A 26098-nucleotide genomic window follows, 5' to 3' on the forward strand; every position below is an offset into this window, starting at 1 on the left:
CCCGCGGACACCCCGCGCGTAGCGGGTGCGCCGCCCCCAAGTTCCGGCAAACCGCGCCAAAAGGGTAAACTCCTCGGTCTTTGACCCGGGTTTTATGGTGCAAGAACCGCCACGGCGCACGGGTTTCGGCGGCCCCAAGCTGATTCGTCTGCTGGCCCGCCTGACCGACGCCGACGTACCCGCCAGTCCGTTGTCGCCACCCGATAAGCTGGGTGGCTGGCTTGCCTGGACCGACGCGATTGCCCTGTCGGGCGCCCTGAGTGGGGCGCCGGTCGCGGCAACGCCTGTGCTTCCCGCCGCTTACAGCGCCGAGGAGCGCGAGTGCGCGCGCGTGAAAACCGCACTGGAAAACGCCATTACCGGCAAAAGCGCGGCGTCGGCACGGGCCCAGGCGGGGCCGCGAGGCCAGCGCCGGGCGCCGGCGCAGCCCGAAGTCCAGGCGGCCGAACTCGTCCAGTACGCGACGCATCGCCAGCGGTATTCGACGCTCCAGCAGACCATGGAGACGAATATCGGGGGTCTGCGCCGTCGTTTGCGGGGCGTGCTGGCCGCGTCGTCGCCCGCCCTGAACCGGCTGGCGGTGGTGGACGCGGCCATGGAACAGGCGCTGGGCGCACGCGAGCGGACCTTGCTTGCCGGCATTCCCGGTCTGCTCGAACCGCATTTCGACCGCGTGCGGCGGGCAGGGCAGGTCGCGGCCGGCCCGGAACCGGACGTGGCGCCGGACGTGGCCTTGAGCGTGGCGAACGCGGCCGCGGCTGCCGAGGCCCAGGGTTCCGACCCGAAAAAGGCTGTCGGCAAGCCGATGTTTACCGTCGGCCCCTGGCTGGACGTGTTCCGCCAGGATATGCAGAGCGTGTTGCTCGCCGAATTGGAAATCCGTTTAGAACCGATCGAAGCGCTGCTGGAGGCGCTTCGGGGCGGTTGACCAGGACGTCATGACCCGATTTATTCCGTATGTAGTGTTTGTGGTGGGCCTGGCGGTTGCAGGCTGGATCGGTGCCGGTTACCTGACCGCGAACCCCCTGGCGCTGGCCGTCACGCTGTTGATCGTTGCCGTCTACCTCTTGGGCGCGCTCGAGCTGTACCGCTATCAGATGGCCACGGGCACCCTGACGCGCGCGATCGCCGGGCTCAAGGAAGCCCCCGGCCGGCTGGGCGACTGGATCGACACCGTGCATCCCACCTTGCGCAATGCCGTGCGGCTGCGGGTGGAAGGCGAGCGCACCGGTCTGCCCGCGCCCACCCTGACGCCCTATCTGGTCGGCCTGCTGGTGCTGCTGGGCATGCTGGGCACCTTCCTGGGCATGGTCGCCACGCTGCGTGGCACCGGCCTCGCGCTCGAAAGTTCAACCGACCTGGAAGCCATCCGCGCGTCGCTGGCCGAACCGGTCAAGGGCCTGGGTTTTGCGTTCGGCACGTCGGTCGCGGGTGTCGCCACGTCGGCCATGCTGGGCCTGATCGCGGCGCTGTGCCGCCGCGAACGCATCCAGGCCGCGCGGTCGCTGGACGGCCTGCTGGCCGGGTCGCTGCGCGCGTTTTCGCTCACGCATCGACGGGAAGAAAGCTTCAAGCTGCTGCAGCGACAGGCGGACCTGATGCCGACCGTGGTCGACCGGCTCGAGGCCATGATGACGACCATCACGCAGCAGACGCAGGCCTTGAATGATCGCCTGGTCGCCCAGCAGGACGTGTTCCATGGCAAGGCCGATGCGGCCTACACGCGCCTGGCCGCGTCGGTCGAACAGAGCCTGAAAGACAGTGTGGTCGAAGGGGTGCGCTCCGCCGGCGCGGCCATCCAGCCCGCGGTCGAGGCCACCATGGCCAGTGTCGCCCGCGAAACGGCGGTGCTGCACGAGTCCGTCACGCAGGCCGTGCAACGCCAGCTGGATGGGCTGTCGACCCGATTCGAAACGTCGACGGCGACCGTGGCCGATATCTGGAAAGGCGCCGTGGCCGAGCAGCGGCAGGCCAGCGAAGCGCTGACCGCCGACCTGCGTCAGTCGCTTGACGCCTTTGCCGGTACGTTCGACACCCGGTCCTCCCGGCTGCTGGATGAGGTCGCCGCACGCATGGACGGCGTGGCCGACACCGTGGCGGCCAAGTGGGAAACGGCCCTGGCGCATCAGTCGGTCGCCAGCAAGAAGCTTGCGGAAGACAACCAGTTGGCGTTGACCGCGGCATCGGCCGGCTTTGCGCAGCAGGCGGCTTCATTGGTCAGTACGCTGAGCACGTCACACGACCAGTTGCGGACCGAATTGGCCACGCAAGACGCGCAGCGCCTGTCCGCCTGGACCGGTGCGCTCGATCAATTGGCCGGGTCCTTGCGCGACGAATGGAAGGACGTGGGCGCGGCATCGGCAGGCCATCAGCAGCAGATCTGCGATGCGCTGGCCGAGACGGCCCGCACCATCGCCGCCCAGACGCAAACCCACGCCACCGCCACCCTTGCCGAGATCGACCGCCTGGTGCAGGCCGCTGCCGATGCGCCCAAGGCCGCCCTGGCTCTGCAGTCCGAACTGGCCGAGCAGGACGCGCAGCGTCTCACGGCCTGGACCACCTCTTTGGCGGAGATGGCCGCCACGCTGCGCGCCGAATGGCAACAGGCCGGATCGGTCACGGCTACCCGCCAGCAGGACATCGTTGATGCACTGGCCGCGGCGGCGCGCGACATGACGCAGGAAGCCCGCGCCCATAGCCAGACCACCCTGGCGGAAATCGAAAGGCTGGTGCAGGTGGCCGCTGCGGCCCCCAATGCCGCCGCCGCCTTGCAGGCCGACCTGGCCGCGCAAGACCAGCAACGTCTGGCCGCCTGGACTGCCTCGCTTGCGGCCATGGCCACCGGCCTGCGCGAAGAATGGCAACAGGCAGGCGCATCGTCGGCCAGCCGTCAGCAGGACGTATGCGATGTGCTGGCGCTGACCGCGCGCGAAATCGCCGAACAGACGCAGGCGCACACCGCCACGACGCTGGCGGAAATCACACGCCTGGTCGACGTCGCGGCCGATGCGCCCAAGGCTGCCGCCGCTTTGCAGGCCGAGCTGGCCGCTCAGGATCAGCAACGCCTGGCCGCCTGGACCGAGTCGCTAGCCGACATGGCCGCCACCCTGCGCGAAGAATGGCAGCAGGCCGGCACGCACACGACTGACCGCCAGCAGGCCATGTACGACGCGATCGCCACCACCGCGCGCGAAATGGCCGAGCAGACGCAGGCCCACGCCAGCAAGACGCTTGCGGAAATCAACCGCCTCGTCGACGTGGCCGCGGCGGCGCCGCAAGCCGCAGCCGCCCTGCAATCCGAACTGGCCGCGCAGGACCAGCAGCGCCTGGCCGCCTGGACCGCATCGCTGGCCGAGATGGCCGCCACGCTGCGCGAAGAATGGCAGCAGGCCGGCACGCACACCACCACTCGCCAGCAGGCCATGTACGACGCGATTGCGCAAACCACGCGTGACATGACAGACCAGGCCAAGACCCACGCCAGCACCACGTTGGCCGAGATCGATCGCCTGGTGCAGGTTGCGGCCGACGCCCCCAAGGCCGCCGCCGCTTTGCAGGCCGAACTGGCTGCGCAAGACCAGCAGCGCCTGTCGGCCTGGACCGCGTCGTTGGCCGCCATGGCGACGACGCTGCGCGACGAATGGGAGCAGGCGGGCACGCATACGACCGACCGTCAGCAAGCCATGTACGACGCGATCACCACGACCGCGCGCGAGATGGCCGAACAGACGCAGGCGCACGCCACCACCACCCTGGCCGAGATCGATCGCCTGGTGCAGGTCGCGGCCGAGGCCCCCAAGGCCGCCGCCGCCCTGCAGGCCGAATTGGCCGGGCAGGACCAGCAGCGCCTGGCTGCCTGGACCGGTTCGCTGACCGACATGGTCACCACGCTGCGCCAGGAATGGGCACAGGCCGGCGATCAGGTCACGCGTCAGCAGCGCGACATCTGCGATGCCCTGGCACAGACGGCGCGCGACATCACCGCCGACACCAAGGCCCATGCCAGCGAGACGATCGCCGAAATGGCGCGCCTGGTGCAGGCGGCGTCCGAGGCGCCCAAAGCCGCGGCCGACGTCATCACCGAAGTGCGCCAGAAGCTGTCCGACAGCATGGCCCGCGACAACGTCATGCTCGAAGAACGCAGCCGCCTGCTCGAAACGCTGGGCACACTGCTTGACGCCGTCAACCATGCATCCACGGAACAACGCACGGCGGTCGATGCCTTGGTCACGACCTCGTCCGACATGCTGGAGCGCGTGGGCAGCCGATTCACGGAGCAGGTCGAAAGCGAGACCGGCAAACTGACCGAAGTGGCCGCGCAGGTCACAGGCAGCGCCCTGGAAGTCGCCAGCCTTGGCGAAGCCTTCGGCACGGCTGTCCAATTGTTCAGTCAATCGAACGAGTCGCTGGTGGGCAACCTGCAGCGCCTGGAAGCCGCGCTGGAAAAGACCACCACGCGCAGCGACGAACAGCTGGCCTACTACGTGGCCCAGGCCCGCGAAGTCATCGACCTCAGCATGCTGGCGCAAAAGCAGATCGTTGACGATCTCCAGCAATTGGCCGGCCAGCGTGCCGGGGCAGCCGCGACATGAACGACGACATCGACGCTGGCGTCGACAGCAGCGTTCCGGTCTGGGCCGTCTTTGGCGACCTGATGTCGGTCATGCTGGGCGCCTTCGTGCTGGTGCTGGTCGGCGTGATCGGCGTGCAACTGGAACTGTCGGCGCGGCTGGAACGAGAGGTCAAGCAGCGCCAGGAAGAAACGCAGCGCCGCGAAGCCCTCGAAAAAGCGCTGGCCGGACCTTTGGCGGCCGGCCGGGTCACGCTGGTGAACGGCCGCATCGGCATCAGCGGCAGCGTGCTCTTCCCGATCAATTCCGCCCAGCTGCAGGCCGAAGGGCGCGAGGTCCTGCGCACGCTGATCGCCCCGTTGTCGATCTATCTGGAAGCGCGTCAGGAAGTGCTGATGGTCAGCGGCTTTACCGACGATCAGCAGGTCAAGGAAACCAATCGCCGGTTCGCCGACAACTGGGAACTGTCGGCGCAACGCGCGTTGACGGTCACCCGCGCGTTGATCGAAGAAGGCATCGCGCCGTCGTTGGTGTTTGCGGCGGCGTTCGGATCCGAACAGCCTGTCACCACCAATACCGACGAAGCCAGCCGCGCCAAGAATCGCCGCGTGGAAATCGCGCCGATCCGCAAGCCCGCCGCCGCCGACGCGGCCAAGCCGGCGCGTGAGTGACGGGGCGAAGGCATGAGCGAGCGCCTGGCATGACGGTGGACCCGGATGCGTCCGCACTCGACATTGCGTCGCGGCTTGCCGACTGGCGAGAGCACGGCGCCGACCGTATCGACCCCTTGCGTTTCCATCTGATTGAAGCCCTGGCGCGCAGGGCGGCAGGGCAGGGCGGCGCCGCCCGGCGCGTGCTGGATGCAAGGCTGCGTGACTTGATCGCGGCGTATGAAACATTGGTGGCACAGGCGGGGGCCGGCAGTGCGTCGGCTGATCCGGTCGCTCGAGCAGCGACAGCCCTTGCAGCGGGATCGGCACCGGCTGCCGCCACCGCTTCGGCACTGCCCACCGCGCGCCGCCCCTTGGTGGACCTGCTCAACTACATCCAGCAGCAGACCGCCGAATCCGACGCGCACCGCACCTTGCGCAAGGTCGCGCTGCAACGCGCCACCTATCCCGAACTGCCCGAGATCGACTACTTCCGTGATGCGTTGTCGAAGGTCAGCACCAACCGGCAGGTACGCCAGTCGCTGGAACGCGTCCCGGAAAACGCCGGCCCGCTCAACTCCAGTCACCTTGTGCACCGGTCACTGCTGATGATGCGCGAACTGTCGCCCGGCTATCTGCGGCACTTCCTGGCCTATGTCGACGGCCTGTCGTGGATGGAGCAGGTCAACGCCTTCGGGATGCCGATGGGCAAGGACGCCGCAAAACCCGGCGCAGCCAGAAAGACCAGCCGCGCGAAAGCGAAATAGCAGGCAAGGGACACGCGGTGGCTGCAGACCGCATCACTCCGCCGGCCGGATCCGTTTCCCGTTCCCCACACTCACCGACGCGGCCACCAGCAGCACCGCGCTGCCTACGAACGTCGCCGTAATCGACATCCCGTCCAGCAGCAGCCCACCCAGTCCGCCGCCCAGCATGATCGCCAGCTGAATCGCCGCGACCATCAGGCCGCCCCCACTCTCCGGGTCGTCCGCGACACCCTTCGACAGCCAGGTCGACCAGCACACCGGGATCGCCGAATTCAGCGTGCCCCACGCAACCATCAGTCCACCGACAGCCCATAACCAGTGACCCGCGACCAGCATCGCCAGGGTCACCGCGGCCAAAGCCAGCGGCAGCCAGCGCATCAACGCGTACAGGTGACGTCCGATCAGCATGCTGGCGCTGTATGTCCCCAGGAACCCCGCCGCGCCCAGGCACAGCAACAGCAATGACAACTGCGTCACGGTCACGCCGGTGGTCGTTTCCAGGAATGGCCGGAAATAGGTAAAGCTGGCGAAGGCGCCCGCAAAGGTCAGCATCACACCGAGCATGGCAAAGGCTACATGCGGCCGCTTCAGCAGGCCCAGCACCTTGCGCACGGGCGTGGCCGCTTGCGGGGGCAGGGACGGCAGGCTTGCCCACTGCCAGATCAGGTTGGCCACCACGAAAGGCGTCATCGCCCAGAACACGCCGCGCCAGCCAATCAGGCCGCCCACATAGCTGCCGATTGGCGCCGCGAACGCCGCGGCCACGGCGTTACCGGTGTACAGCAGCCCCAGCGCCTTGGGGACAGCGGCGTCGGGCACCAGCCGCATGATGGTCGCGGTCGACAGGGCCCAGAAGCCGCCAACGGTGATGCCGAGCAGGGCGCGCGCCGCCATGAACACGGCAAAGTTGGTGGCCGACGCGATCAGCAGCAAGGACGCCAGCATGACGACCGTCAATGCCAGCAGGACGTGGCGGCGGTCGAAGCGGCTGGCGATCGTCGCAATGAACAGGCTCGTCACCACGGCAAACAGCCCCGATACCGAGATCGCCTGGCCGGCCATGCCCTGGGTCGCATGCAGGTCGGTGGCAATGGGCGTCAGCAGGCTGACCGGCATGAATTCGGACGCGATCAGCAGGGCGACGCACATGGCCATGGAGCCAACCGCGGCCCAGGGCGTGGCGGTGGCGGTGGCGGAGGGCGACGACGCAGCGGCCAAGGGCGCAGTCGTCGGTTCAGGCCCCGCGTGATGGGTGGCAGTGGAAGGGGTCATGGGAATCAAGGAATGAGAAGACAGGAAATGCAGACGGGGACCGGCGTCCGGCAGTGACACGCAGCAGCGATGCACAGCAGTCAAACGCCGCAGCCACACGCAGAAGTCATACGAAGCAGCCGCACGGTGCAACCAAAGGCATGGACTAACGACGCCGCATGGCGTGCGGGAAAACCCGTATCAAGGCCTCCATGGTATGCCCGCCGTGTCCTATCCGATCCCTTCTGAATTCGTCGGGCCTATGAACCGCAATCATCAATAGGCAGTTCCGTTAAGCGCGAGCTATCATGAAAATCCGATAATCCTGCCGGATCCTTCATGGCTCGCGCCAAGCTCGACGACCTTCTCGTTTTTTTCGCCGTCGCCCGGGAACGCAGCTTCACGCGCGCCGCCGCCAAGCTCGGCATGACGCAATCCGCGCTCAGCCACATCGTCCGCGGGCTGGAAGCGAGGATGGGCGTGCGCCTGTTGATCCGCACCACCCGGAGCGTGTCGCCAACCGAAGCGGGCGAACGGCTGCTGCAGAACGTCGCGCCGCGTCTGGACGAGGTCGAAGCCGAAATCGCGGCGATCAGCGACCTGGGCGACAAGCCGGCCGGCACCATCCGGATCACTGCCATCGACCACGTGATCGACACCGTGCTGTGGCCCCGCCTGGCGCCCATCCTGCCGGCCTATCCCGATCTGCATGTCGAGATCACGTCGGACTACCGGCTGGTCGACATCGCCGCCGAGCGGTATGACATTGGCGTGCGTTTTGGCGACCAGGTCGAAAAGGACATGATCGCCGTGCGCCTGACGGCCGATGTCCGCATGATGATCGTCGGGTCGCCCGGCTACTTCGGCGACCGCCCTGTGCCGGCGTCCATTGCCGACCTGCACCGGCACAACTGCATCACCTTGCGCCTGTCCAGCAGCGGGGGCGTGTACGCCTGGGAACTGCGCGACAACGGCCGCGATGTCGAAGTGCGGGTGCGCGGCCAATGCATGTTCAACAGCGCCTACCAGATCCTGAACGCCGCGCTGAGCGGCTGCGGCCTGGCTTTCGTTCCGGAAGACCTGGCGGGCCCCGCCGTGCAGGATGGCCGCCTGATCAGTGTCATGGAAGCCTTCTGCCCCAGCTTTCCCGGCCTGCACGCCTACTACCCCAGCCGACGCCATTCGTCGCGCGCGCTGGCGCTGGTGATTGCCGCGATCCGGCACAAGGCGTGAATGCAGCGGTGACGCCTGCACGGTGAAGCCAGCACAGTGACACCCGCACGGTGCCCCCCAGACCGTCATCTCCCCGAATATTGAGAATGAACCTCATTCGCAATTGTGGTACCGTCGCGGGTTGCCTGTTGCCGTGCGCTTCGACGCCCCTGTCATGCTGCTGCCTTCCGCCCCGACGCCTTCTCCTTTGCTTGTCGCCTTCCTGGGGTGCTACCGGGATCTCGTCCGCTTCCTGACCCGGCGCACCGGTTCGCAAGACGAAGCCAACGCCATCGCCCACGACACCTGGATCCGCCTGACCGAACTCGCGCAGCGCGATGGCCTGACGCCGCCCACCTGCCCGTCGGAGTCGCGCGCCTACATCTTCACCAGCGCGCGCCACCTGGCCATTGACCGGCTGCGCCATCAGCAGACGGTGCAGCGTCACGCCGACCACCATGCAGCGCCCACGCTGGCCGCATCGCCCGACGAAGCCGAGTCCCTCATGTACCGCCAGGCGATCGGCGCGGTCGACGGCGCGCTGGCCGGACTGCCCGACCGCGCGCGGCAGGTCTTCCTGCGCAACAAGGTGCATGGTGAAGACCAGTCCGATCTGGCGCGCGAATTTGGCGTGTCGCGCAACCTGATCGAGCGGGACATGATGCTTGCCATGGACCGGGTCGAAGCCGCCATGCATCGGTGGCACGGCAGCCGGTCCGCTGTGTCCCACATGCCGCGGCAAGGAAGGCGGCAGTCCTTGTCGGCCTTGTTGGGCTTGGGCGCGTTCGGCCTGGGCGGTGCGGCCCTGTGGCGTTGGGCCGCCTACGCCACGCCGCAGTGGCAGGATGCCTATGCCACGCAGCACGCCCAGCGCGCGCGCCATGTGCTGCCCGATGGCTCGGTGCTGACGCTCGATGCCGCGTCGCGGGTCGACGTCACGTATTACGGCAGCCGGCGGGTCGTGTCTCTGCTTGCCGGTGCGGCGTTTTTCGAGGTCACGCCCGAGCCCGCGCGGCCCTTCCAGGTCGATGTCGCCCGCCAACACGACGGGGTGCGGGTCACCGTGCTTGGCACCCGCTTCGGTGTCGAACGGGAACCGTCCGACGCGGTACGTATCGAGGTCGAATCCGGACGCGTCGCCGTCGAGCCTACCGGAAAAGGGCGCTGGCCCCGCCAGGAACTGACGGCGGCCCAGCGCCTGCGCGTGCTGCCCCATGACGATCGCCGCCCGCCGGCCGCATCCATCGAGCGCCACGATCACGTGTCGGAGGCCGCGTCGTGGCGGCACGGAATGGTGGCGTTCGACAACCAACCGCTTGACGATGTCATCGATCGGCTGCGGCGCTATGTTGCGCAGACGGTGGACCTGGACGCCGCGGTGTCGCCATTGCGCCTGTCGGGCCAGGTGCGGACCGACAAGGTCGACGACTTCCTGGCTGCCTTGCCGCGCATCCTGCCGGTGGCGGCGACCCTGGCGGATGGCCGGTGGCAGGTGACCCGGCCGGGGCGCTGACCGTGTTCGCGGCCGCAGGCAAAAAAAGCTTCAGGATGGGCAAGGGCTGATGCGTTGTAGGAAGGACCCCTCCCACGACGATGGAACCCCATGAAGTCTTCCCTGAATTCCCTTTCGCCGCGCGCAGGCGCATCGACCGCCTGGTTGCTGGCGATCACGCTGTGGCCAACTGCCCAGACCATGGCAGCCACGGCGGATGCCGTCGCAGCCGATCGCGTCGCCGCCCCGCTGGCATCGCCGGCATCCGCCTTCGGCACGACCGCGATCGCATCGCCATCCCGCACCGCCACCTTCGACATCCCGGCCTTGCCGCTGCCGGCCGCGCTGGCCTTGTTCAGCCGTCAGTCCGGCGCCCAGCTCGTCTACGCGCCGGCATTGGTTGACGGACGCAACGGTCGCGCGGTGCAGGGCACGCTGTCGATCGACGCCGCCTTGAGCGATCTGGTGCGCGGCGCCGGCCTGGTCGTGCATCGCCGCGGCAGCACGCTCACCCTTGAAGTCGCGCCGTCGCAATTGCGTGAAGTGTCCGTCAGCGCGCCAGCCGAAGACGCCTACGGACCCGTGTCCGGCTACGTCGCGCGCCGCAGCGCCACGGCCACCAAGACCGACACGCCGCTGCTCGAAACCCCGCAGTCCATCTCGGTTGTCGGTGCCGACGAAATGGCGCTGCGCAAAAGCGATTCGCTGTCGGATGCGGTGGGCTATGTGCCAAGCATCGTCGCGCAGCCCAATGGCTTTGCACGACTGACCGACGACTACAACGTGCGCGGCTTCGATGCCGGCGCACGCACGGGCAGCATCCTGCGCGACGGCATGAAGTTGCAGGCCGCGCAGTTCGATGGCGGCCAGGAACCTTACGGCCTTGAACGGGTGGAACTGCTGCGCGGTGCATCGTCGGTCCTGTATGGGCAGCTGTCGCCCGGTGGCCTGATCAACACGGTCAGCAAGCGTCCCACGGCGGACCCCTTGCATGAAATCAATCTGCAACTGGGCAGTCATGGCCGCAAGCAACTGAGCACCGACCACGGCGGCCGCCTGAATGACGACGGCTCGCTCACGTACCGGCTGACCGCGCTGGTCCGCCGCAGCGATACGCAGGTCGACCCGGTGCAAGACAACAAGCTGTACATCGCGCCGGCGTTGACGTGGCGCCCGTCCGCGGCCACGTCCATCACGCTGCTGACCAGCTACCAGAAGATCGACACGCGGCTGGTCGCGCCCATGGACTACAACACGACGATCTTCAGCAGCCGGCCCGGTCCCAAGATCGGCTACCGGCAATTCACGGGCGAGCGCGACTACGACAACTACGACGGCCGCATGACCACCGCGGGCTACGTGGCCGAACACCGCTTTGCGTCCGGCGTGCTGCTGCGCCATGCCTTGCGCGCGTATCGGTCCGATGTCGACTACCGCTACCTGACGCCGCGCACGATCAGCGGTTCGTCTCTGGCCCGCCGCTACGACACGCGCTTTGACGACTCACGTGGCACCACCAGCGATACGAACGTCCAATGGACGGGCCGCAGCGGGCTGTGGGAATCGACGTTGCTCGGCGGGGTCGATGTCTATCGCAAGGACTACAGCGCGCACCGGTTCACCGGCAACGCGCCGGCCTTGCCGCTCAATGGTCCTTCGATGTCCCGTCTGCCCACCGTCACGTCGGTGGATTCGGGGTCGGAACTCGTCAGCCTGCAAAAGGGCGTGTATGCGCAGGGGCAGTTCAAGTTCGACGACAAGTGGGTGCTGGTGGCCGGCGGCCGCTACGACTGGGCCGACAGCAAGACCACCGTGTACCAGACGGGCGCTCGCACCGATCAGGATGACCGCAAGTTCTCGGGCCGGCTCGGGCTGGTGCGCACCTTCGACAACGGTGTTGCACCGTACGTCAGCTTCAGCCAGTCCTTCTTTCCGACCACCAGCGGCTCGGCCCGGCCGGGCACAGGTCCTTTCAAGCCGACGGTTGGCGAACAGTTCGAAGCCGGTGTGCGCTACCAGCCGGTCGGATCGAAAACGCTGCTCAGCGCCGCGCTTTATCAGCTGACGCAAAAGAATGTGGTGACTGACGATCCGGCCGATAGCCGGTACGACGTGCAGCGCGGCAAGGTCCGCAGCCGGGGTCTGGAGCTGGAAGCACGGGCGACCCTGGCGCCCGGCCTGCAAGTGATTGCGGCCTACAACTACACGGATGCCCGCACGACCGCCGACACGGATCCGGCCGTGGTCGGGACCGCGACGCAAGGCGTGCCACGTCACACCGCGTCGGTCTGGGCGGACTATCGTCTGGGAATGTTGGGATTACCTGCGGCGCGCGTGGCGGCGGGGGTGCGGTATCTGGGACCGCTGACCACGGCGGCCAGTGCATCGGAGCGCCGTACACCGGGCTACACGCTGGTGGACGCGACCTTCACGTACGACCTGGACGCCCACTGGCAGTTGGGCATGCGGGCGCAGAATCTGTTCGACAAGCAGTACCTGTATTGCTCGGGTACATGCCGATATGGGGACCGTTTGACGGTGATGGGGACGGCAAGCTATCGCTGGTGAAGCCGGATGCCGCCGCCCCTGTGCCTATCAGGCGCCGCGGGTGACGGATCCGCCTTGCTTGCCGCGCTTGCCCGGGTTCTTCCGGTGGGTGGTCTTGCCACGGACGACGTCGAGCGTGGCGGCGGTAGCGTACATGAAGCCGAAGCTGGCGTGGGTCATGGTGCTCTCCTGTTGAAACGCCGGCGGAACGAGGCTGTTCCGACGTGCGAATGCCCCAAGTCTACGCGAGTCCGCCCGGCTCGGGGCGGCGCACCCCCGCCATGCCACGGCCGGAAACCGATGTAACGCGTGTTCACAGACGAGCCTGTCCAGGATGGACCCATCCGCAAAACAAGTGAATCCATCCGAATAATCGATTGGCCCAGTCGCGCCGCCCCGCAATAGAGTCTCTGGCATACCGTTGATAAAGTCCATTATCCGGTTGATCAAAACAACTAGCTGACCCAGTCAGCAGATCCAGACATTCCACGGAGACAGAATCATGCGTGCGTCCAAGCCTTGTTCCCCCGGCGGTGGCCGGTCCCGGGCTCCTGCCCTTCATCGCCGTCTGCATTCCGGCCTGCGCGCCGGTGTGCTCATCCTTGGCGCCCCGCTGATCGTTGCGGCGTGCGGGGGCGACGACGATGACGCGAATGCAGGCACGACGCCGCCACCTGTCGCCATGAGTTGCGCCAGCATGGTCGGCATGGCGCTGCCCGATGCGACCATTACCGCGGCAACCGAAGTCGCTGCCGGCCCCTTTGTTCCGACCGGCACCGCCAGCTATACCGTGCCGGCTTTCTGCCGCCTGCAAGGCCGGTCCGCCCCCACCAGCGACTCGCTCATCAACTTCGAAGTGTGGGTCCCCAAGGCCACTGCCTGGAACGGCAAGGTCGTGGTCACCGGCAACGGCGGCTACAGCCCGGCGTTGAGCTACGGCGACATGGTGGCCGCCCTGGGCCGCGGTTACGCCACGGTCGGCGGCGACACCGGCCACCAGAGCGCCGATCCCAATGACCTCAAATTCGGCATCGGCCACCCCGAAAAGATCCGCGACTGGGGCACCCGGTCCATCCACGCAATCACCCAGGCCGCCAAACCCGCGATCACCGCCGTGCAAGGCAAGACCATCGCGCGGTCCTACTACCAGGGCTGCTCCACCGGCGGCCACCAGGGCTATGCCGAAGTGCAGCGCTACCCCGCCGACTTCGACGGCGTGATCGCTGGCGCACCGGGCAACAACCGCACCGCATTGAACGCGGGCTTCATGTGGCAGTTCCTGGCCAACCACGCGCAGAACGACAACACCACGCCCATCCTGACCAACGCCAAGATCCAGCTTGTGACGCGCCAGGCCGTCGCGGCTTGCGATGCCAAAGACGGCGTGACCGACGGCGTCATCAGTGACCCCCGCCGATGCACGCCCGATGTGTTTAACGTCGCCAGCCTGCAATGCACTGGCGCCGACAACGCCAACTGCCTGACCGCGCCGCAAGTCAGCGCCATGCAGAAAATGTATTCGGGCGCGCGCAACCTGCGCACCGGCGAACAGGTCTACCCGGGCTGGCCCGTCGGCAGTGAATCCGGCTGGGCCTCGTACTGGGGCACCACCGAACCCACCCGTGCCGACTACTGGCGCTACTGGGTCTTCAACGATCCGAATTGGAACTGGTGGACCTTCGACTTCGACCAGGGCATGGCCACGGCACGCACCACTGTCGGTCCCCTGGTGGACCAGCTCAGCACCGACGTCTCCGCCTTCAAGGCACGCGGCGGCAAGCTGCTGGTCTATAACGGCTGGGCCGATCCCGTCGTCAACCCGATCGACACCATCGCCTACTTCGATCGCCTGGCCCAGGCCCAAGGCTCGCCCGCCCAGGTGGCCAGCTTTGCGCGGCTGTTCCTCGTCCCGGGCATGGGCCACTGCGGCGGCGGCACCGGCACGTCGACCGTCGACTGGCTGACCGCACTCGACACCTGGGTGGAAAGCGGCGTCGCCCCCGACGCCTTGCCGGCCAGCCGGGTCGCGAACCAGGTCGTGAACCGCACGCGGCCCATCTGCGCGTATCCCAAGGAAGCGAAGTATTCGGGCACCGGCAGCATCGACGACGCGGCCAACTTCACCTGCGGTTGAACGCGCCGCTCAGGCTGTTCCGAACACCAGGGCGCGGTGCAATGCCGTGCCTGCCGTGACCCCATCCGCCGACGCCCACGTGGCGTTGTGCGGTGCCCGCGCCGCGTCCCCTGCGGCGAAGACGCCGGGCACCGTGGTCATCTTCATGGCATCGGTCGCGATGATCGGACCGAACATGCTGTCCGCAAGCTCGCATCCCAATTGCGCCGCGATCGGGCTGTTCAGGCGGGTCACGGGCGCAAGATACAAAGCCTCGATCGGCACCGTGCGCCCGTCTGCCAATGCGACGCCGCTCAATGCCGGGGCGTCGCCTTGCAGGGCACGAATAGGCGCTGGTTCAATCGCGACACCTCGGGCTGCGAGCAGGGCGCGGCCATCCGCATCCAGGGCATCCTGGCCGTCCAGAAACAGGGTGGTCGGGCCCCATTCCGCAATCAGCACCGCGTGCTGCGCCGCGTGGACTGATCGCCCGATCACGCCCAGCGCGTTGCCGCCGTATTCATAGCCGTGGCAATAGGGGCAATGCAGCACGCTCTGGCCCCAGCGCTCGGTCATCCCTTCAATCGGCGGCAGTTCGTCCGACACGCCAAAGGCCAACAGCAACTTGCTGGCAGTGCGCTGCACGCCTGACGCCATGCGCAGCGTGAACTGCCCGTCCTGACCCTCGGCCTTGATCGCTTCATCCTGCACAAACGACACGGTCGGATACGCCAGCACCTGTTCGCGAGCCCGGCTCAGCATCTCGGCTGGCGCCTGGCCGTCGTGGCCAAAGAAGCCGTGCGATGCGGTAGCGAACCGGTTGCGGGGCAAGCCGGTGTCGACGATGCAGACCTTGCGGCCCGCGCGCCCCAGTTGAATCGCGGCTGACAGGCCGGCATAGCTGCCGCCCACGATGATGGCGTCATGGTGCATGGTGGTGATCTCCCGGATTCCCGTGGTGAAGGGCCAGGCGGCGCCCGAAGTCGTCGGCCAGCGCCGACAGCGGCACCTGCGCGAAGCGTTCGAGCAGCAACGCCTCGGCGTCCTTGAAAGCGTCTTCCAGCGCCGCATTCACGGCCTGTTCGACCAGACAGCCGGGCGCTTCGGTGCGATGGCCCATCGCAAACGGCTCGGGCGCGCCCAGGGCGTCATACACGTCCCGCAACGTGAGCGCGCTCAAATCGCAGGCCAGTGACCAGCCCCCGCCGTGCCCCTTCTCGGACCGGACATAGCCCATGTCGCGCAGGCCGGCCATGACGCGGCGCACGACCACGGCATGCGTGCACATCATGTGGGCCATGGCTTCGGACGTGACGGGAGTGGGGCTTTGGGCCATGTGCAGCAGTACGTGCAACACGCCCGACAATCGGCTGTCTCTTTTCATGCAACAAATGATATTGCATGAGTTCGGACGGCGTCAACGGTTCAGGCCCGGCAAGCGTCGCGCCCCTGCCGGCCGCGATCATGCGTGTCAGCCATACCGGGTATGGCTCACGATGTATCGACGGGCCTGCGCGCCGCGCCTATGTTTGTCACATGGCGCGGGGGACGCGGCCGATGCAGGATTCCGGAGCAGGTTCAAGGAACCTGCCCAAGCCGCGGCCGTCACTTCGCCGCGATCACCTCGAGTTCCAGCAACCAGGCCGGATTCACCAGCCCCGCGATCTGCAGCACCATGCGCGCGGGCCAGGCGCTGTCCTGCCCGGCAAAGAACTCGGCCCAGGCGGCGTTGAAACCGTCGAAGTCCATCTTGCCGAGCTCCGGGTCGGCGACCAGGCTTGCGCGCATATGCACTACGTCGCGCATCGACAGGTCCATGCCGGCAAGGATGCCATCCAGGCGTTTGAGCGTGCTCAAGGTCTGGCGATAGGTATCGCCGTAGGCAGCGCGGCTGTCGGGCGGCGCGGCGGGATCGATGACGGAAGGCATCTGGCCGCTCAGGTACCAGGTGGTGGCGCCGGGCGGAACGCCCACCGCGCGGCTGATGGGTGATCGGCTGCCGGGGACGGGAACGTGGGTGAAGGGAAGGGTGGCGGACATTGCAGATCTCCAAGCGCGGCAGTCATTGATAACGCTGTAATTGTATGATTATCATATAAACCAGTCTACGGAGCCGAACGATGCAAGAAGCGTGTGATGTCCTGGATCTGCTGCGTGCGCATCGCAGCGAACGCGATTTCACCGGTCAGCCGGTGTCCGACGACACGCTCGAAAAAGTGTTCGATGCCGCACGCCGTTCGCCTACCTGGAACAACGCGCAGAACGTGTCGTGGGTCGTCGTTCGCGATGCCGACAAGCGGGCCAGGCTGGCGCAATACTGCGGCAATCAGACCTGGATCGCCCGGACCCCGGTCTTTGTCGTGCTGCTCATGGACTTTCACAAGACCGCGCTGGCCGCCCGCAAGCAGGGACGCGAGCAGGTCGTGCACGACAACGTCAACAGCCTGCTGATTGGCGGCGTCGACACCGGCATCGTCATGGCCACCATGATGACGGCGGCGCGTGCGCTCGGGCTCGATGTCTGTCCGATCGGCGGGGTGCGCCGCCAGATGCAGGACGTGGTCGACCTGCTCGAACTGCCGCCGCTGGTGGTGCCGATGGCCGGCATCTGCATGGGCCATGTCGAGACTCGTTCGACCCTGCCCAAGCCCCGGTTCGATCTGGCTGCCTCCTGGCACGACGAGGTCTACCGCGACCACGCATTGCCCGACACCATCGATGCGCTCGATGCGCGGATGCAGGATTACTCGCAGGCCCTGGGCCGCCCCGATGCGCAGAATTGGTCCGATGCCATCTCCAGCCGATACGCCGTCCCGACCTACACCACCGTGGCCGCCACGCTGGTCAGGCAGGGCTTTCGTTTCCCCATGCCGACCGCGGAGGACGCCGCCCCGACCCCATGAATGATGCATGTGCCGCCCGACAAGACCAGGCGTGAGGAGACGCCCCCCGCAACGTTTTTCAAAGACTTCGAGGCAATATGGATCGTCGAACAGTATTGAAGGCAATGGGTCTCATGGCGCCGATGCCCTGGATGGCATCGGCAGTCGCGCAGGACGTCTATCCGTCCCGTCCGATACGGATCGTCGTGCAGTACCCGCCTGGCGGCGTGACCGACGTGGCGGCGCGCCTGGTGGGCGACATCCTGAACCGCAAGTATGGCCAGCCCGTCATCATCGAGAATCGTCCGGGCGCCAGCGGCGTGATCGGTCAGCAGTACGTGGCAGGCTTGCCTGCCGACGGCTACACCCTGATCACGGGCGGCCTGGGCGGCAATGTCATTCCGCCGGTCACGGTGCGCAACCTGCCGCTCGACGTGGTCAAGTCCTTCGTGCCGATCGCGCAGGTCGCTGAATTCGTCAACGTGTTGGTGGTGTCCAGCAACTATCCGGCCAACTCGGTCAAGGACCTGATCGCGCGGGCCAAGGCGGCCAAGGCGCCGCTCAGCTACGGCACCAACGGATTGGGATCCTCGGCGCATCTGACCAGCGAACTGTTCGGTTCGACCACGGGCGTCGCGTTGATGCATGCGCCGTACAAGGGCAGCAGCGAAGCCCTGATCGACACGGCCAACGGCAACCTGGACTTCTGTTTCTCCAATCTGCCGCCCCTGGTGCCGCTGCTGAAAGCCGGCAAGCTCAAGGCGTTGGCCGTGACCAGTCCCTATCGCACCAAGCAGTTGCCCGACGTGCCCACCATGGCCGAAGCCGGCGTCGCCGACTTTGCCGTCACCAGCTGGCTGGGTATCTACGGGCCGTCTAAAATGCCGGCCGCATTGGTTGCGCAACTGGGCCGCGACATTGCCGAAGGCCTGGCCCAACCCGACATGATGGCGCGCATCGAAGCGGCGGGGTTCGAGCCGCGGCCCCAAGACGCGCCGGCTTTCCTTGCCACCAACCAGAGCGAACTGGCGCGGTGGGACAAGATCGCCCAACAGTCCCAGGTCGCGCTGGAATTCGGCAAGTAGGGCGCGCGGTCAGTCCTTGCGGCGCGCCGACTCCAGGTAATCGAGGTCGAACTCCATGCCCCAGCCCGGACCGTCGGGCAGGGTGTAGTACCCGTCCTCGAAAGGCCGCGCTTTCTGATTGCCGATCAGCTGATAAAAGAACGGGTCGCGCCACGGCAGCATGACTTCGGCAAACATGCCGTTGCCGACCCCGGCCGACATCATCAGGCCGATCTGCGGTTCCAGATGCTGCAGCACGCTGACGCCAAAGGCCGACGCCATGGCCGCCACCCGACGCCATTCGGTCGGGCCGCCCCCCCAGCCCGCATCAAAGTTGCAGATATCGATGGCATTCGCCACCATCAGGTCACGGCAGCCGAAGCGCGACAGTTCGCTCTGGCCGGCCGCGATCGGCACGCCGCTGATCGCGCGCACCATGGCCATGTCCGACCGGTCGTTGTCCCAGTGGCAGGGTTCTTCGAACCAGGCCAGGTCCAGGTCGCGGGTCATCGAAATGAATTGCAGCGCCTGCTGCCGGTTCCAGCCCTGATTGGCATCCACCGCCAACGTAAAGTCCGAACCGCCCGCGCGGCGCACGGTGCGCGCGCGCTCCGCATCTTCGGCGGGCGTCTTGCCCCCCAGCTTCAACTTCAGGCCATGAATGCCGAAGGCCTTCAGCTCGGCCACTTCGTCGGTCAGCCCTTCCAGGTCGCCGGTGGTGCGGTAGTAGCCGCCCAGCGCCACGACCGGCACGCGCGTTTTTGCGCCCCCCCACAACACATGCAGCGGCACGCCCAGCAGTTTGCCCACGGCATCATGCAAGGCGGCATCGATGTGCGCCTGCGCGCGCAGGGCCACGCGCCGATCCCGCAGGAACGGTTCGGTGGCCTTGCGGGTCAGGGCCCACAGATCTTCGATCGCGGCCACGCGTTGCCCGACCAGCAGGGGTTCGAGTTCGGTGTGGATGAGCTTGATGATCGCGGGCTGCAGTTCCTCGTCATTGCCGACGAAGCATTCGCCGATCACGCCCGCGTCGGTGTGGATGCGGGTCACGATCGTGCAGCGATGCGTCAGTTTCAACGTCGATCCGGTCGCGGCGCGGTCCAGCTTGACGCGCAACGGGATCGTCTCGATACGGACGATGCGGGCACGGGCAAGCGCGGAGGTGTCGGTGGCAGGTGCGGTCATGGACGGTCGCTCTCGGTGCGGGGATCGGAGGAAGAAGCAGAAGCAGAAGCAGACGCCAGCGGCAGGCGCGCAAAGATCGTGCGCCGCGTGTTGCGGAAGCTGGGGCGCACGCGGCTGCTCCAGGGCGTGGCGGTAACCGCCGTCCACGCAGCGGTCTGGCGGGCCGACGGATCCACCAGGTCGTAGCAGGCGTAGTAGCGCGGCGAGCCCTGGGCCGCCACCAGCCGCCGCGACAGCACATTGCCTTCCACGGCCGCCAGGCCCGGCAGGTGTTCCTGCTCGTACCAGGCGTTCATGTCGCCCTCGGCATCGGGCGCAATGTCGGTCTCGACAATGTAGTGGAAGGGCGCGGGCTGGCCGGCCGACTTGCCAGGCAGCACGGTGGTCTCGGTCAATTCGACCGTCTCGGTGCGCAGCCCTTCAAACAGGGCCGGATCGATATCGGCCCGGTCCAGGATCAGATAGGTGTCATCCGACTGCGTGGAGGCCAGCGCATCCTTAATGGGATTGACGCCCAGCGCGGCCACGAGCCGCGACGACAACTGGCGCAGCGCATCGGCATCCAGCGCGCGGCCAAGGATTTTGACAAGGTGGGTGGAACGGGGCAAGGCAGTCTCCGCAAGAAGGCGAGTCGGACGCAAGGCGGCCGGATGATGCGAATCCTGCGCGCTTTGACCGGGCCGAACAAGCCGACCCAGGGGGTTTCTGCTATCAGGTTTCGTTATATCCTTCGGGTCATGGACCTTCAGCAGATAGCCTATTTCGTGCAGGTGGCCGACCTGTGCAGCTTTTCCCGCGCCGCCCACGTGCTTGGGGTCACCCAGCCGGCGCTCAGCCGCCAGGTCAGCCTGCTCGAGGCGGAACTGGGCTGCCGGCTGCTTCATCGGCATGGCCGCGGCGTGGTCCCGACCGAGGCTGGACAGCGCATGCTGGCGCACGGCCAGGCGCTACTGGCGCATGCCGAACAGGTCAAGCGCGACGTGCGCGCCGTGATCGACACCGGCGCGGGGCGCGTCAGCATCGGGCTGCCGCCGCGCGTGGCGCACTGCCTGACGCCCGTGCTGCTGCGCGCCTTTCGCGATTCGGACCCACAGGTCGCCATCAATGTGGTCGAAGCCCTGAGCGCCCAGTTGCGCGAAGCCCTGCTGGCCGGCCGGCTCGATCTGGCGCTGCTCTACGATCCGCCGGCCACGTCGCAGCTGGACTGCGTGCCGCTGTTCCGCGAAGAAATGGTGCTGGTAGGCCATCCGCCCGATGGCGATCGGCTGCCCGCGGCCATCCCGGTGGCGGACCTGGGGCGCTATCCCATGATCCTGCCGAGCCGGCCCAATGCCATCCGGACCGTTGTTGAAGCGGCCTGCCGCACGCAAGATGTCGCGCTCGATATCGTGGCCGAGGTCGACGCCGTGCACACGCAACTGCGGATGGCGGCGGAAGGGCAGGGCTATACCGTGCTGCCGCGAAGCACCCTGTCGGCCACCGCGCGTGCGGCCGATCTGGCGTGGGCGCCCATCGGCAGCCCGGCCTTGCGCAACCGCCTGGTACTGGCCACGTCGCGCAGCAAGCCGCCCGGCGCGGCAGGCGGGGCGGTGGGCGCGTTGATCCAACGCATCGATTGGACCGCGCTGTTCGAGGGCCGGCCGGCCTTGCCCTGAAAGCATCCGGGTCATCCCGACCACCCCGGCAGACGATCGCCAAGGTTTGCATAAAAAGCAAACCTGGCATCGATTAATTCCAATTGTAGAAAGGCTGTTCCGGTAATAAAGTGGCCCGTCGAATTCAGAAGGACCCTGCCCGTGACCCGCCAATCCGCCATCCAGCATGCCCTGCATCATCTTGACTCCGGGGACTTTGCCGAGGTCCTGGGCCGCCGTGTCGCCATGGCGACCGAGAGCGAAGAAGCCGGTCAGGCGCCGGTCCTGCATGCCTATCTGACCGATGACATTGCCCCGGCCTTGTCCGCCATGGGCTTCGTCTGCACCACCTATCCGAACCCCACCGGACGCGATCTGCCCTTCCTGGTGGCGGACCGTATCGAGGACAGCACCCTGCCGACGGTGCTGCTCTATGGCCACGGCGACGTGGTCCGCGGGCAGGCCGCATCCTGGCGCGATGGCCTGGACCCCTGGACGCTGGTGCACGACGCCGGCCGCTGGTTCGGCCGCGGCACTGCCGACAACAAGGGGCAGCACTCGATCGTATTCGCCGCGCTGCAGGCCGCGATCGACGCGCGCCAGGGCCGGCTGGGCTACAACGTCCGGATCCTGCTCGAGATGGGCGAAGAAGCCGGCTCGCCGGGCCTGCTCGAATTCTGCCGCGCCCAGCGTTCGCGCTTGTCAGCCGACCTGCTGATCGCCAGCGACGGGCCCCGCCTGGCCGCCGAACGGCCGACCCTGTTCATGGGGTCGCGTGGCGCCGTCAACTTCGAACTGCGCGTGGCCTCGCGCGATCGGGCCTACCACTCGGGCAACTGGGGCGGGCTGCTCGAAAACCCCGCGATCGTGCTGACGCATGCGCTGGCCAGTCTGGTCGACGCGCGTGGCCGCATCGTCATCGACGCGCTGCGTCCGCCCGCCATGCCCGACACGGTGGACCGCGCGGTCCGCGATCTGCAGGTCGGGACGGGCGCCGATGATCCGGTCGTGGATCCGACCTGGGGCGAACCAGGCCTGAATGCCGCGCAGCAGGTGTTCGGCTGGAACACGCTGGAAATCCTGACCCTGGATGCCGGCCAGCCCGCCAAGCCCGTCAACGCCATTCCGGCCAGGGCCAGCGCGTGGTGTCAGTTGCGCTTCGTGGTCGGCACCGACTGGCAGCAGCTGGAGCAGCACGTGCGCGCGCATCTGGACGCCGCCGGGTTTCCGATGGTGCAGATCACGATCGGCGCCCGGGCAGGCGCGACGCGGCTCGATCCGCAAGACCCGTGGGTGCAGTGGGCCGCGCAGTCGGTCACGGCCACTACCGGCCAGGCCCCGGTGCTGCTGCCCAACCTGGGCGGCTCCTTGCCCAATGATGTGTTTGCTGACGAACTCGGTCTGCCCACGCTCTGGGTGCCGCATTCCTATCCTGCGTGCGCCCAGCACGCGCCCAATGAACACCTGCTTGAAAGCGTGACCCGCGAAGGGCTGGCCATGATGGCCGGCCTGTTCTGGGACCTGGGGGACGCGGGCGCAGGCCTGCGCGAGGGCGCGGCGCGACGGCGCCTTGCGGCCTGACAGGGCCCCCATGCATCCGGCCTGACAGGCACGCCCCCACGCCCCACCGTCCGCCCCAAGATCTTTTCATCAGCACACTGATTGAATCCGGCTTTCGCCCTTCTTCATCCTGGAACCGCCATGCACCGCATCGTCTGTACCCTTGCCGCCGCGTTGTCCGTCCTGGTCACCGCGCAGGCCCACGCCGCCTATCCCGACCATCCCATCAAGATCGTTGTCCCGTTCCCGCCGGGCGGTGGCACCGATGCCGTGGCGCGTGTGCTGGCGCAAAAGCTGGGCGACAAGCTGGGTCAGACCGTCATCGTTGAAAACCGTCCGGGCGCCGCGACCGTGATCGGCGCACAGGCCGTGGCCCGCGCCGCGCCCGATGGCTACACGTTGATGATCTCCGGTTCCAGCACCTATTCGGTTCTGCCGGCCCTGAAAAAAGACCTGCCCTACAAGCCGCTCGCCAGCTTCGAGCAGATCGGCATCGTCGCGCTGGCGCCGTCGGTGCTGGTGGGCAAGCCCGACCTGGCCGCCACGTCGCTGGCGGACCTGGTCGCCCTGGCCAAGGCCCAGAGCAGCAAGGGCGGCGTCACCTACGGCACCTTTGGCGCCGGGTCGGCCCCGCACCTGGCCGGTGAAATGTTCGCGCAGACTATCGGCGCGACCATGCTGGCGGTGCCCTACAAGGGCAGCGCGCAGCTCACCACGGCCCTGATTGGCGGCGAACTGGACTGGGCCGTCGACACCGTGGCGTCGGCCGCGCCGCACGTCAACGCCGGCCGCATGAAAGCCTTTGCCGTGTCGGGTGACCACCGCATGCCGCAGTTGCCGAACGTCCCGACGCTCAAGGAAGCCGGCCTGCCCCCCAGTGCCGGCCTGGTCGGCTGGTATGGCTTCGTGGCTCCGGCATCGACGCCCGCGCCCATCATCGACACGATCCGCAAGGCGACCGAAGACGTGATGCAAGACGCCGAGGTCCGCAAGGTCTTCACCACCAATGGCTTCGAGCCGGTCATGCTGGGGCGCGACGCCTTCCGCGACAAGGTCAACGCCGAAATCGCGCAGTTCACCGCCGTGGCGCAGCGCGGCGCGATCTCGATGGACTGATGAGAAGAAGGCAGCCATGCGCCGGTGACAGGTGTACGCTGTCACGACGCCTGGCTGGCCAGTCACGCCTCATCGTCAGGCCTCATCGTCTTTACCGGTCGCTGTCATGGATTCTCGTCCCCTGCAGGAAACGGGCGTGCGCTACTTCCTCGAAGTCGTGCGCTGCGGTTCGATCACTGCCGCATCCGAACGGCTCAATGTCGGCGCATCGGCCATCAGCCGGCAGATCGCCACGCTGGAAGAACACCTGGGCGCGGCGCTGTTCGAGCGCCATGCTCGCGGCATGGTGCCCAGTTCGGCGGGCGAAGTGCTCGCTGCCTACGCCTACAAGGCGGCACAGGATGCTGATCGGGTCGCCAAGGAAATCCAGGCCCTCAGTGGACTGAAGACCGGGCTGATCCGGCTTTGCAGCACCGAAGGCATGGCGATGGAATTCGTGCCGCGCGCCATGCTCGACTTCCAGAAGCGCTACCCGGGCGTGCAGTTCGAGCTGGATGTCGGCGAAACCTTCGACGTATCGCGCCGCCTGCGCGAAGGCGATGCCGACGTCGGGCTGACCTTCGCCCGGGTCGCCGAAAAAGACATCAAGGTGGAATACAGCCAGCGCTCGGCGATCATGGCGGTCATGCGGCCCACGCACCCGTTGTCGGGCGCCGAACGGGTCACGCTGCAGCAGATGGCGGCGTATCCGCTGGCCTTGCCGCCGGTCAGCACCACCATCCGGCAGCTCTTCGATATTGCCTGCAGCGCGCGCGCCATCGCCATCGTGCCGGCCCTGTGCAGCAACAGTGCGTCGGCGGTGTATGACTTCGTGGCCAACAGCGATGCCATCACCCTGTCAGGGCGGGTCGCCGTCAGCCACCGCATGTCCGCCGGCACGCTGGCTGCGGTGCCCGTACGGGAACGCGGCATGGCGCAGCGTGACATCGAGATCCAGACCCTGGCCGGCCGCAGCCTGCCAGGACTTGTCCAGGAATTCGTCAGCTTCCTGGCCACCCGGCTGGCGCCGCTGGGCTGACCTCGACTCCGGCGGCTCCTTTGCGCGGGTCCGCGGGTTAACCCCAGCGCCCCGATCCCCCCAAGTCGCGCGCTGCCGCCAGATCTTCGTAAAATGCCACCGAATCATTTGGAGCAAGACATGGGACTGTTCAAGGACCCCCGGCGATCGCCGGACGACACCCGCGCGAGTTATGCGCGCCGACGCGCGCCGTATCTCATCCTCATTGCAGTGGGATGCACGGTCTACGCGCTGATGAAGCAGCAGCCGGGCGGCAGCAACACGATCTGGATCGGCGTGTTCGTGATGTGGGTGGCGGCAGCGTTGTCGGCCTACGCGGCTGACTGGAGCGACCTGCGCAAATGACGCAGCAGGTGCGTCACAGCTCGAGCCGGTACCCCACGCCATAGATCGACCGGATCACATCCTGGTCCGGCCGCCATACTTCCAGTTTGCGCCGCAGGTTCTTGATGTGGCTGTCGACGGTTCGGTCGGTCACCACGCGGTGATCGTCATACAGCTGATCCAGCAGGCGATCGCGCGAAAAGATCTTGCCCGGGCTGGACGCCAGCGCGCGCAGCAGCCGGAATTCCACGGGTGTCACGTCAATGTCGTGGCCATCCAGGCTGACCGAATAGCCCGCCTCATCGATATGCAGACCGGTGGCTTCCTGCGCCGCGTGGGCCGCCGCGCCGCGCGTGCGGCGCAGGATGGCTTTGACCCGCGCCACCACTTCGCGCGGACTGAAGGGTTTGCAGATGTAGTCGTCGGCGCCCAGTTCCAGGCCCAGCAAGCGGTCGATCTCTTCGATCCGCGCGGTCAGCATGATCACCGGCACCTCTGAAAACACCCGCAATTCGCGGCAGATTTCCAGGCCGTCCTTGCCGGGCAGCATCAGGTCCAGCAACACCATGTCGGGCGCATGGCGCTTGATCGCGGGCAAGGCCTCCAGCCCGTCCGCCACCCAGTGCGTTTCGTAGCCGGCGGCCTTCAGGTAATCGCCCAGCAAGGCGCCGAGCTTGGGTTCATCTTCGACAATGACGATGGTAGCCAT

Annotated in this window: 23 protein-coding genes; 15 read left to right on the plus strand and 8 right to left on the minus strand. The window is 67.1% G+C overall.

From position 1 onward, the window contains the following. The first annotated feature begins 94 nt into the window (after positions 1–94). The 4 genes from HD883_RS24385 to HD883_RS24400 are packed head-to-tail and all read left to right on the plus strand — an operon-like array spanning position 95 to position 5988. Positions 95–928 (plus strand): DUF3348 domain-containing protein, encoded by an 834-nt coding sequence (locus HD883_RS24385; RefSeq protein ID WP_218863587.1) that lies wholly within the window; start codon positions 95–97, stop codon positions 926–928. A gap of 10 nt (positions 929–938) precedes the next feature. Beyond that, complete coding sequence (locus HD883_RS24390) at positions 939–4592, plus strand: DUF802 domain-containing protein (RefSeq protein WP_179589659.1); 3654 nt, start codon at positions 939–941, stop codon at positions 4590–4592. Continuing rightward, positions 4589–5242, plus strand: a complete 654-nt coding sequence (locus tag HD883_RS24395) for an OmpA family protein (RefSeq protein ID WP_179589661.1) — start codon at positions 4589–4591, stop codon at positions 5240–5242. Before HD883_RS24390 ends, HD883_RS24395 begins: the two co-directional genes overlap by 4 nt. Positions 5243–5271: 29 nt before the next feature. Next, positions 5272–5988, plus strand: coding sequence for a DUF2894 domain-containing protein (locus tag HD883_RS24400; RefSeq protein ID WP_179589662.1), 717 nt, complete (start codon positions 5272–5274; stop codon positions 5986–5988). A 33-nt stretch (positions 5989–6021) separates the two neighbouring features. Here HD883_RS24400 and HD883_RS24405 read toward each other — a convergent pair whose 3' ends face one another. Next, positions 6022–7260 (minus strand): MFS transporter, encoded by a 1239-nt coding sequence (locus HD883_RS24405; RefSeq protein WP_179589663.1) that lies wholly within the window; start codon positions 7258–7260, stop codon positions 6022–6024. Positions 7261–7578: 318 nt separating this feature from the next. Here HD883_RS24405 and HD883_RS24410 point away from each other — a divergent pair, with 318 nt between their 5' ends. From HD883_RS24410 to HD883_RS24420, 3 genes are all read left to right on the plus strand, one after another. Further along, a complete protein-coding gene (locus HD883_RS24410) occupies positions 7579–8472 on the plus strand; it encodes a LysR family transcriptional regulator (protein ID WP_179589664.1) in 894 nt (297 codons plus the stop codon). Positions 8473–8626: 154 nt separating this feature from the next. After that, positions 8627–9964, plus strand: a complete 1338-nt coding sequence (locus tag HD883_RS24415; protein ID WP_179589665.1) for a sigma-70 family RNA polymerase sigma factor — start codon at positions 8627–8629, stop codon at positions 9962–9964. Between the two features lie 90 nt (positions 9965–10054). Beyond that, positions 10055–12511, plus strand: a complete 2457-nt coding sequence (locus HD883_RS24420) for a TonB-dependent siderophore receptor (RefSeq protein ID WP_179589666.1) — start codon at positions 10055–10057, stop codon at positions 12509–12511. Between the two features lie 27 nt (positions 12512–12538). Here the strand turns inward: HD883_RS24420 and HD883_RS27855 are convergent, their stop codons facing one another. Further along, positions 12539–12670, minus strand: a complete 132-nt coding sequence (locus HD883_RS27855) for a hypothetical protein (RefSeq protein ID WP_257022624.1) — start codon at positions 12668–12670, stop codon at positions 12539–12541. 322 nt (positions 12671–12992) lie between these two features. Here HD883_RS27855 and HD883_RS24425 point away from each other — a divergent pair, with 322 nt between their 5' ends. After that, positions 12993–14624, plus strand: a complete 1632-nt coding sequence (locus HD883_RS24425; protein WP_179589667.1) for a tannase/feruloyl esterase family alpha/beta hydrolase — start codon at positions 12993–12995, stop codon at positions 14622–14624. A gap of 9 nt (positions 14625–14633) precedes the next feature. Here HD883_RS24425 and HD883_RS24430 read toward each other — a convergent pair whose 3' ends face one another. The 3 genes from HD883_RS24430 to HD883_RS24440 form a co-directional block, all read right to left on the minus strand. After that, on the minus strand, positions 14634–15536 hold the full coding sequence (locus tag HD883_RS24430; protein ID WP_179589668.1) for an NAD(P)/FAD-dependent oxidoreductase: 903 nt from the start codon (positions 15534–15536) through the stop codon (positions 14634–14636). Continuing rightward, positions 15526–15987: an Rrf2 family transcriptional regulator gene (locus HD883_RS24435; RefSeq protein WP_179589670.1), complete on the minus strand. Its 462-nt coding sequence runs from the start codon at positions 15985–15987 to the stop codon at positions 15526–15528. The genes HD883_RS24430 and HD883_RS24435 overlap by 11 nt, the downstream gene beginning before the upstream one ends. A gap of 221 nt (positions 15988–16208) precedes the next feature. Continuing rightward, positions 16209–16643, minus strand: coding sequence for a RidA family protein (locus tag HD883_RS24440; protein ID WP_179589672.1), 435 nt, complete (start codon positions 16641–16643; stop codon positions 16209–16211). A gap of 80 nt (positions 16644–16723) precedes the next feature. On the opposite strand from HD883_RS24440, the gene HD883_RS24445 reads away from it, so the two are divergent. Both HD883_RS24445 and HD883_RS24450 read left to right on the plus strand, forming a co-directional pair. Beyond that, complete coding sequence (locus HD883_RS24445) at positions 16724–17506, plus strand: nitroreductase family protein (RefSeq protein WP_179589674.1); 783 nt, start codon at positions 16724–16726, stop codon at positions 17504–17506. A 113-nt stretch (positions 17507–17619) separates the two neighbouring features. Then, positions 17620–18570 (plus strand): Bug family tripartite tricarboxylate transporter substrate binding protein, encoded by a 951-nt coding sequence (locus HD883_RS24450; RefSeq protein WP_257022625.1) that lies wholly within the window; start codon positions 17620–17622, stop codon positions 18568–18570. A 9-nt stretch (positions 18571–18579) separates the two neighbouring features. On the opposite strand, the gene HD883_RS24455 is transcribed toward HD883_RS24450, so the two are convergent. Together HD883_RS24455 and HD883_RS24460 are read right to left on the minus strand one after the other, a co-directional pair. Further along, positions 18580–19737 (minus strand): mandelate racemase/muconate lactonizing enzyme family protein, encoded by a 1158-nt coding sequence (locus HD883_RS24455; RefSeq protein WP_179589679.1) that lies wholly within the window; start codon positions 19735–19737, stop codon positions 18580–18582. Further along, positions 19734–20345: a DUF4286 family protein gene (locus tag HD883_RS24460; protein WP_179589681.1), complete on the minus strand. Its 612-nt coding sequence runs from the start codon at positions 20343–20345 to the stop codon at positions 19734–19736. The genes HD883_RS24455 and HD883_RS24460 overlap by 4 nt, the downstream gene beginning before the upstream one ends. A gap of 129 nt (positions 20346–20474) precedes the next feature. Between HD883_RS24460 and HD883_RS24465 the strand changes: the two genes are divergently transcribed. The 5 genes from HD883_RS24465 to HD883_RS24485 all read left to right on the plus strand — a co-directional run bounded on the left by HD883_RS24465 (position 20475) and on the right by HD883_RS24485 (position 25410). Continuing rightward, a complete protein-coding gene (locus HD883_RS24465) occupies positions 20475–21392 on the plus strand; it encodes a LysR family transcriptional regulator (RefSeq protein ID WP_179589683.1) in 918 nt (305 codons plus the stop codon). Between the two features lie 141 nt (positions 21393–21533). Further along, a complete protein-coding gene (locus HD883_RS24470) occupies positions 21534–22952 on the plus strand; it encodes a M20 family metallopeptidase (RefSeq protein WP_179589685.1) in 1419 nt (472 codons plus the stop codon). A gap of 120 nt (positions 22953–23072) precedes the next feature. Then, positions 23073–24047, plus strand: a complete 975-nt coding sequence (locus tag HD883_RS24475) for a Bug family tripartite tricarboxylate transporter substrate binding protein (RefSeq protein WP_179589687.1) — start codon at positions 23073–23075, stop codon at positions 24045–24047. Positions 24048–24153: 106 nt separating this feature from the next. Then, complete coding sequence (locus HD883_RS24480; RefSeq protein ID WP_179589689.1) at positions 24154–25065, plus strand: LysR family transcriptional regulator; 912 nt, start codon at positions 24154–24156, stop codon at positions 25063–25065. A 120-nt stretch (positions 25066–25185) separates the two neighbouring features. Continuing rightward, entirely contained in the window at positions 25186–25410 is a 225-nt protein-coding gene (locus HD883_RS24485) for a hypothetical protein (RefSeq protein WP_179589690.1), read from the plus strand. A 13-nt stretch (positions 25411–25423) separates the two neighbouring features. Here the strand turns inward: HD883_RS24485 and HD883_RS24490 are convergent, their stop codons facing one another. Then, positions 25424–26098, minus strand: a complete 675-nt coding sequence (locus tag HD883_RS24490) for a response regulator (RefSeq protein WP_179589691.1) — start codon at positions 26096–26098, stop codon at positions 25424–25426.

This window comes from Pigmentiphaga litoralis (genome assembly GCF_013408655.1).
In the GTDB taxonomy this organism is placed as follows: Bacteria; Pseudomonadota; Gammaproteobacteria; order Burkholderiales; family Burkholderiaceae_B; genus Pigmentiphaga; species Pigmentiphaga litoralis_A.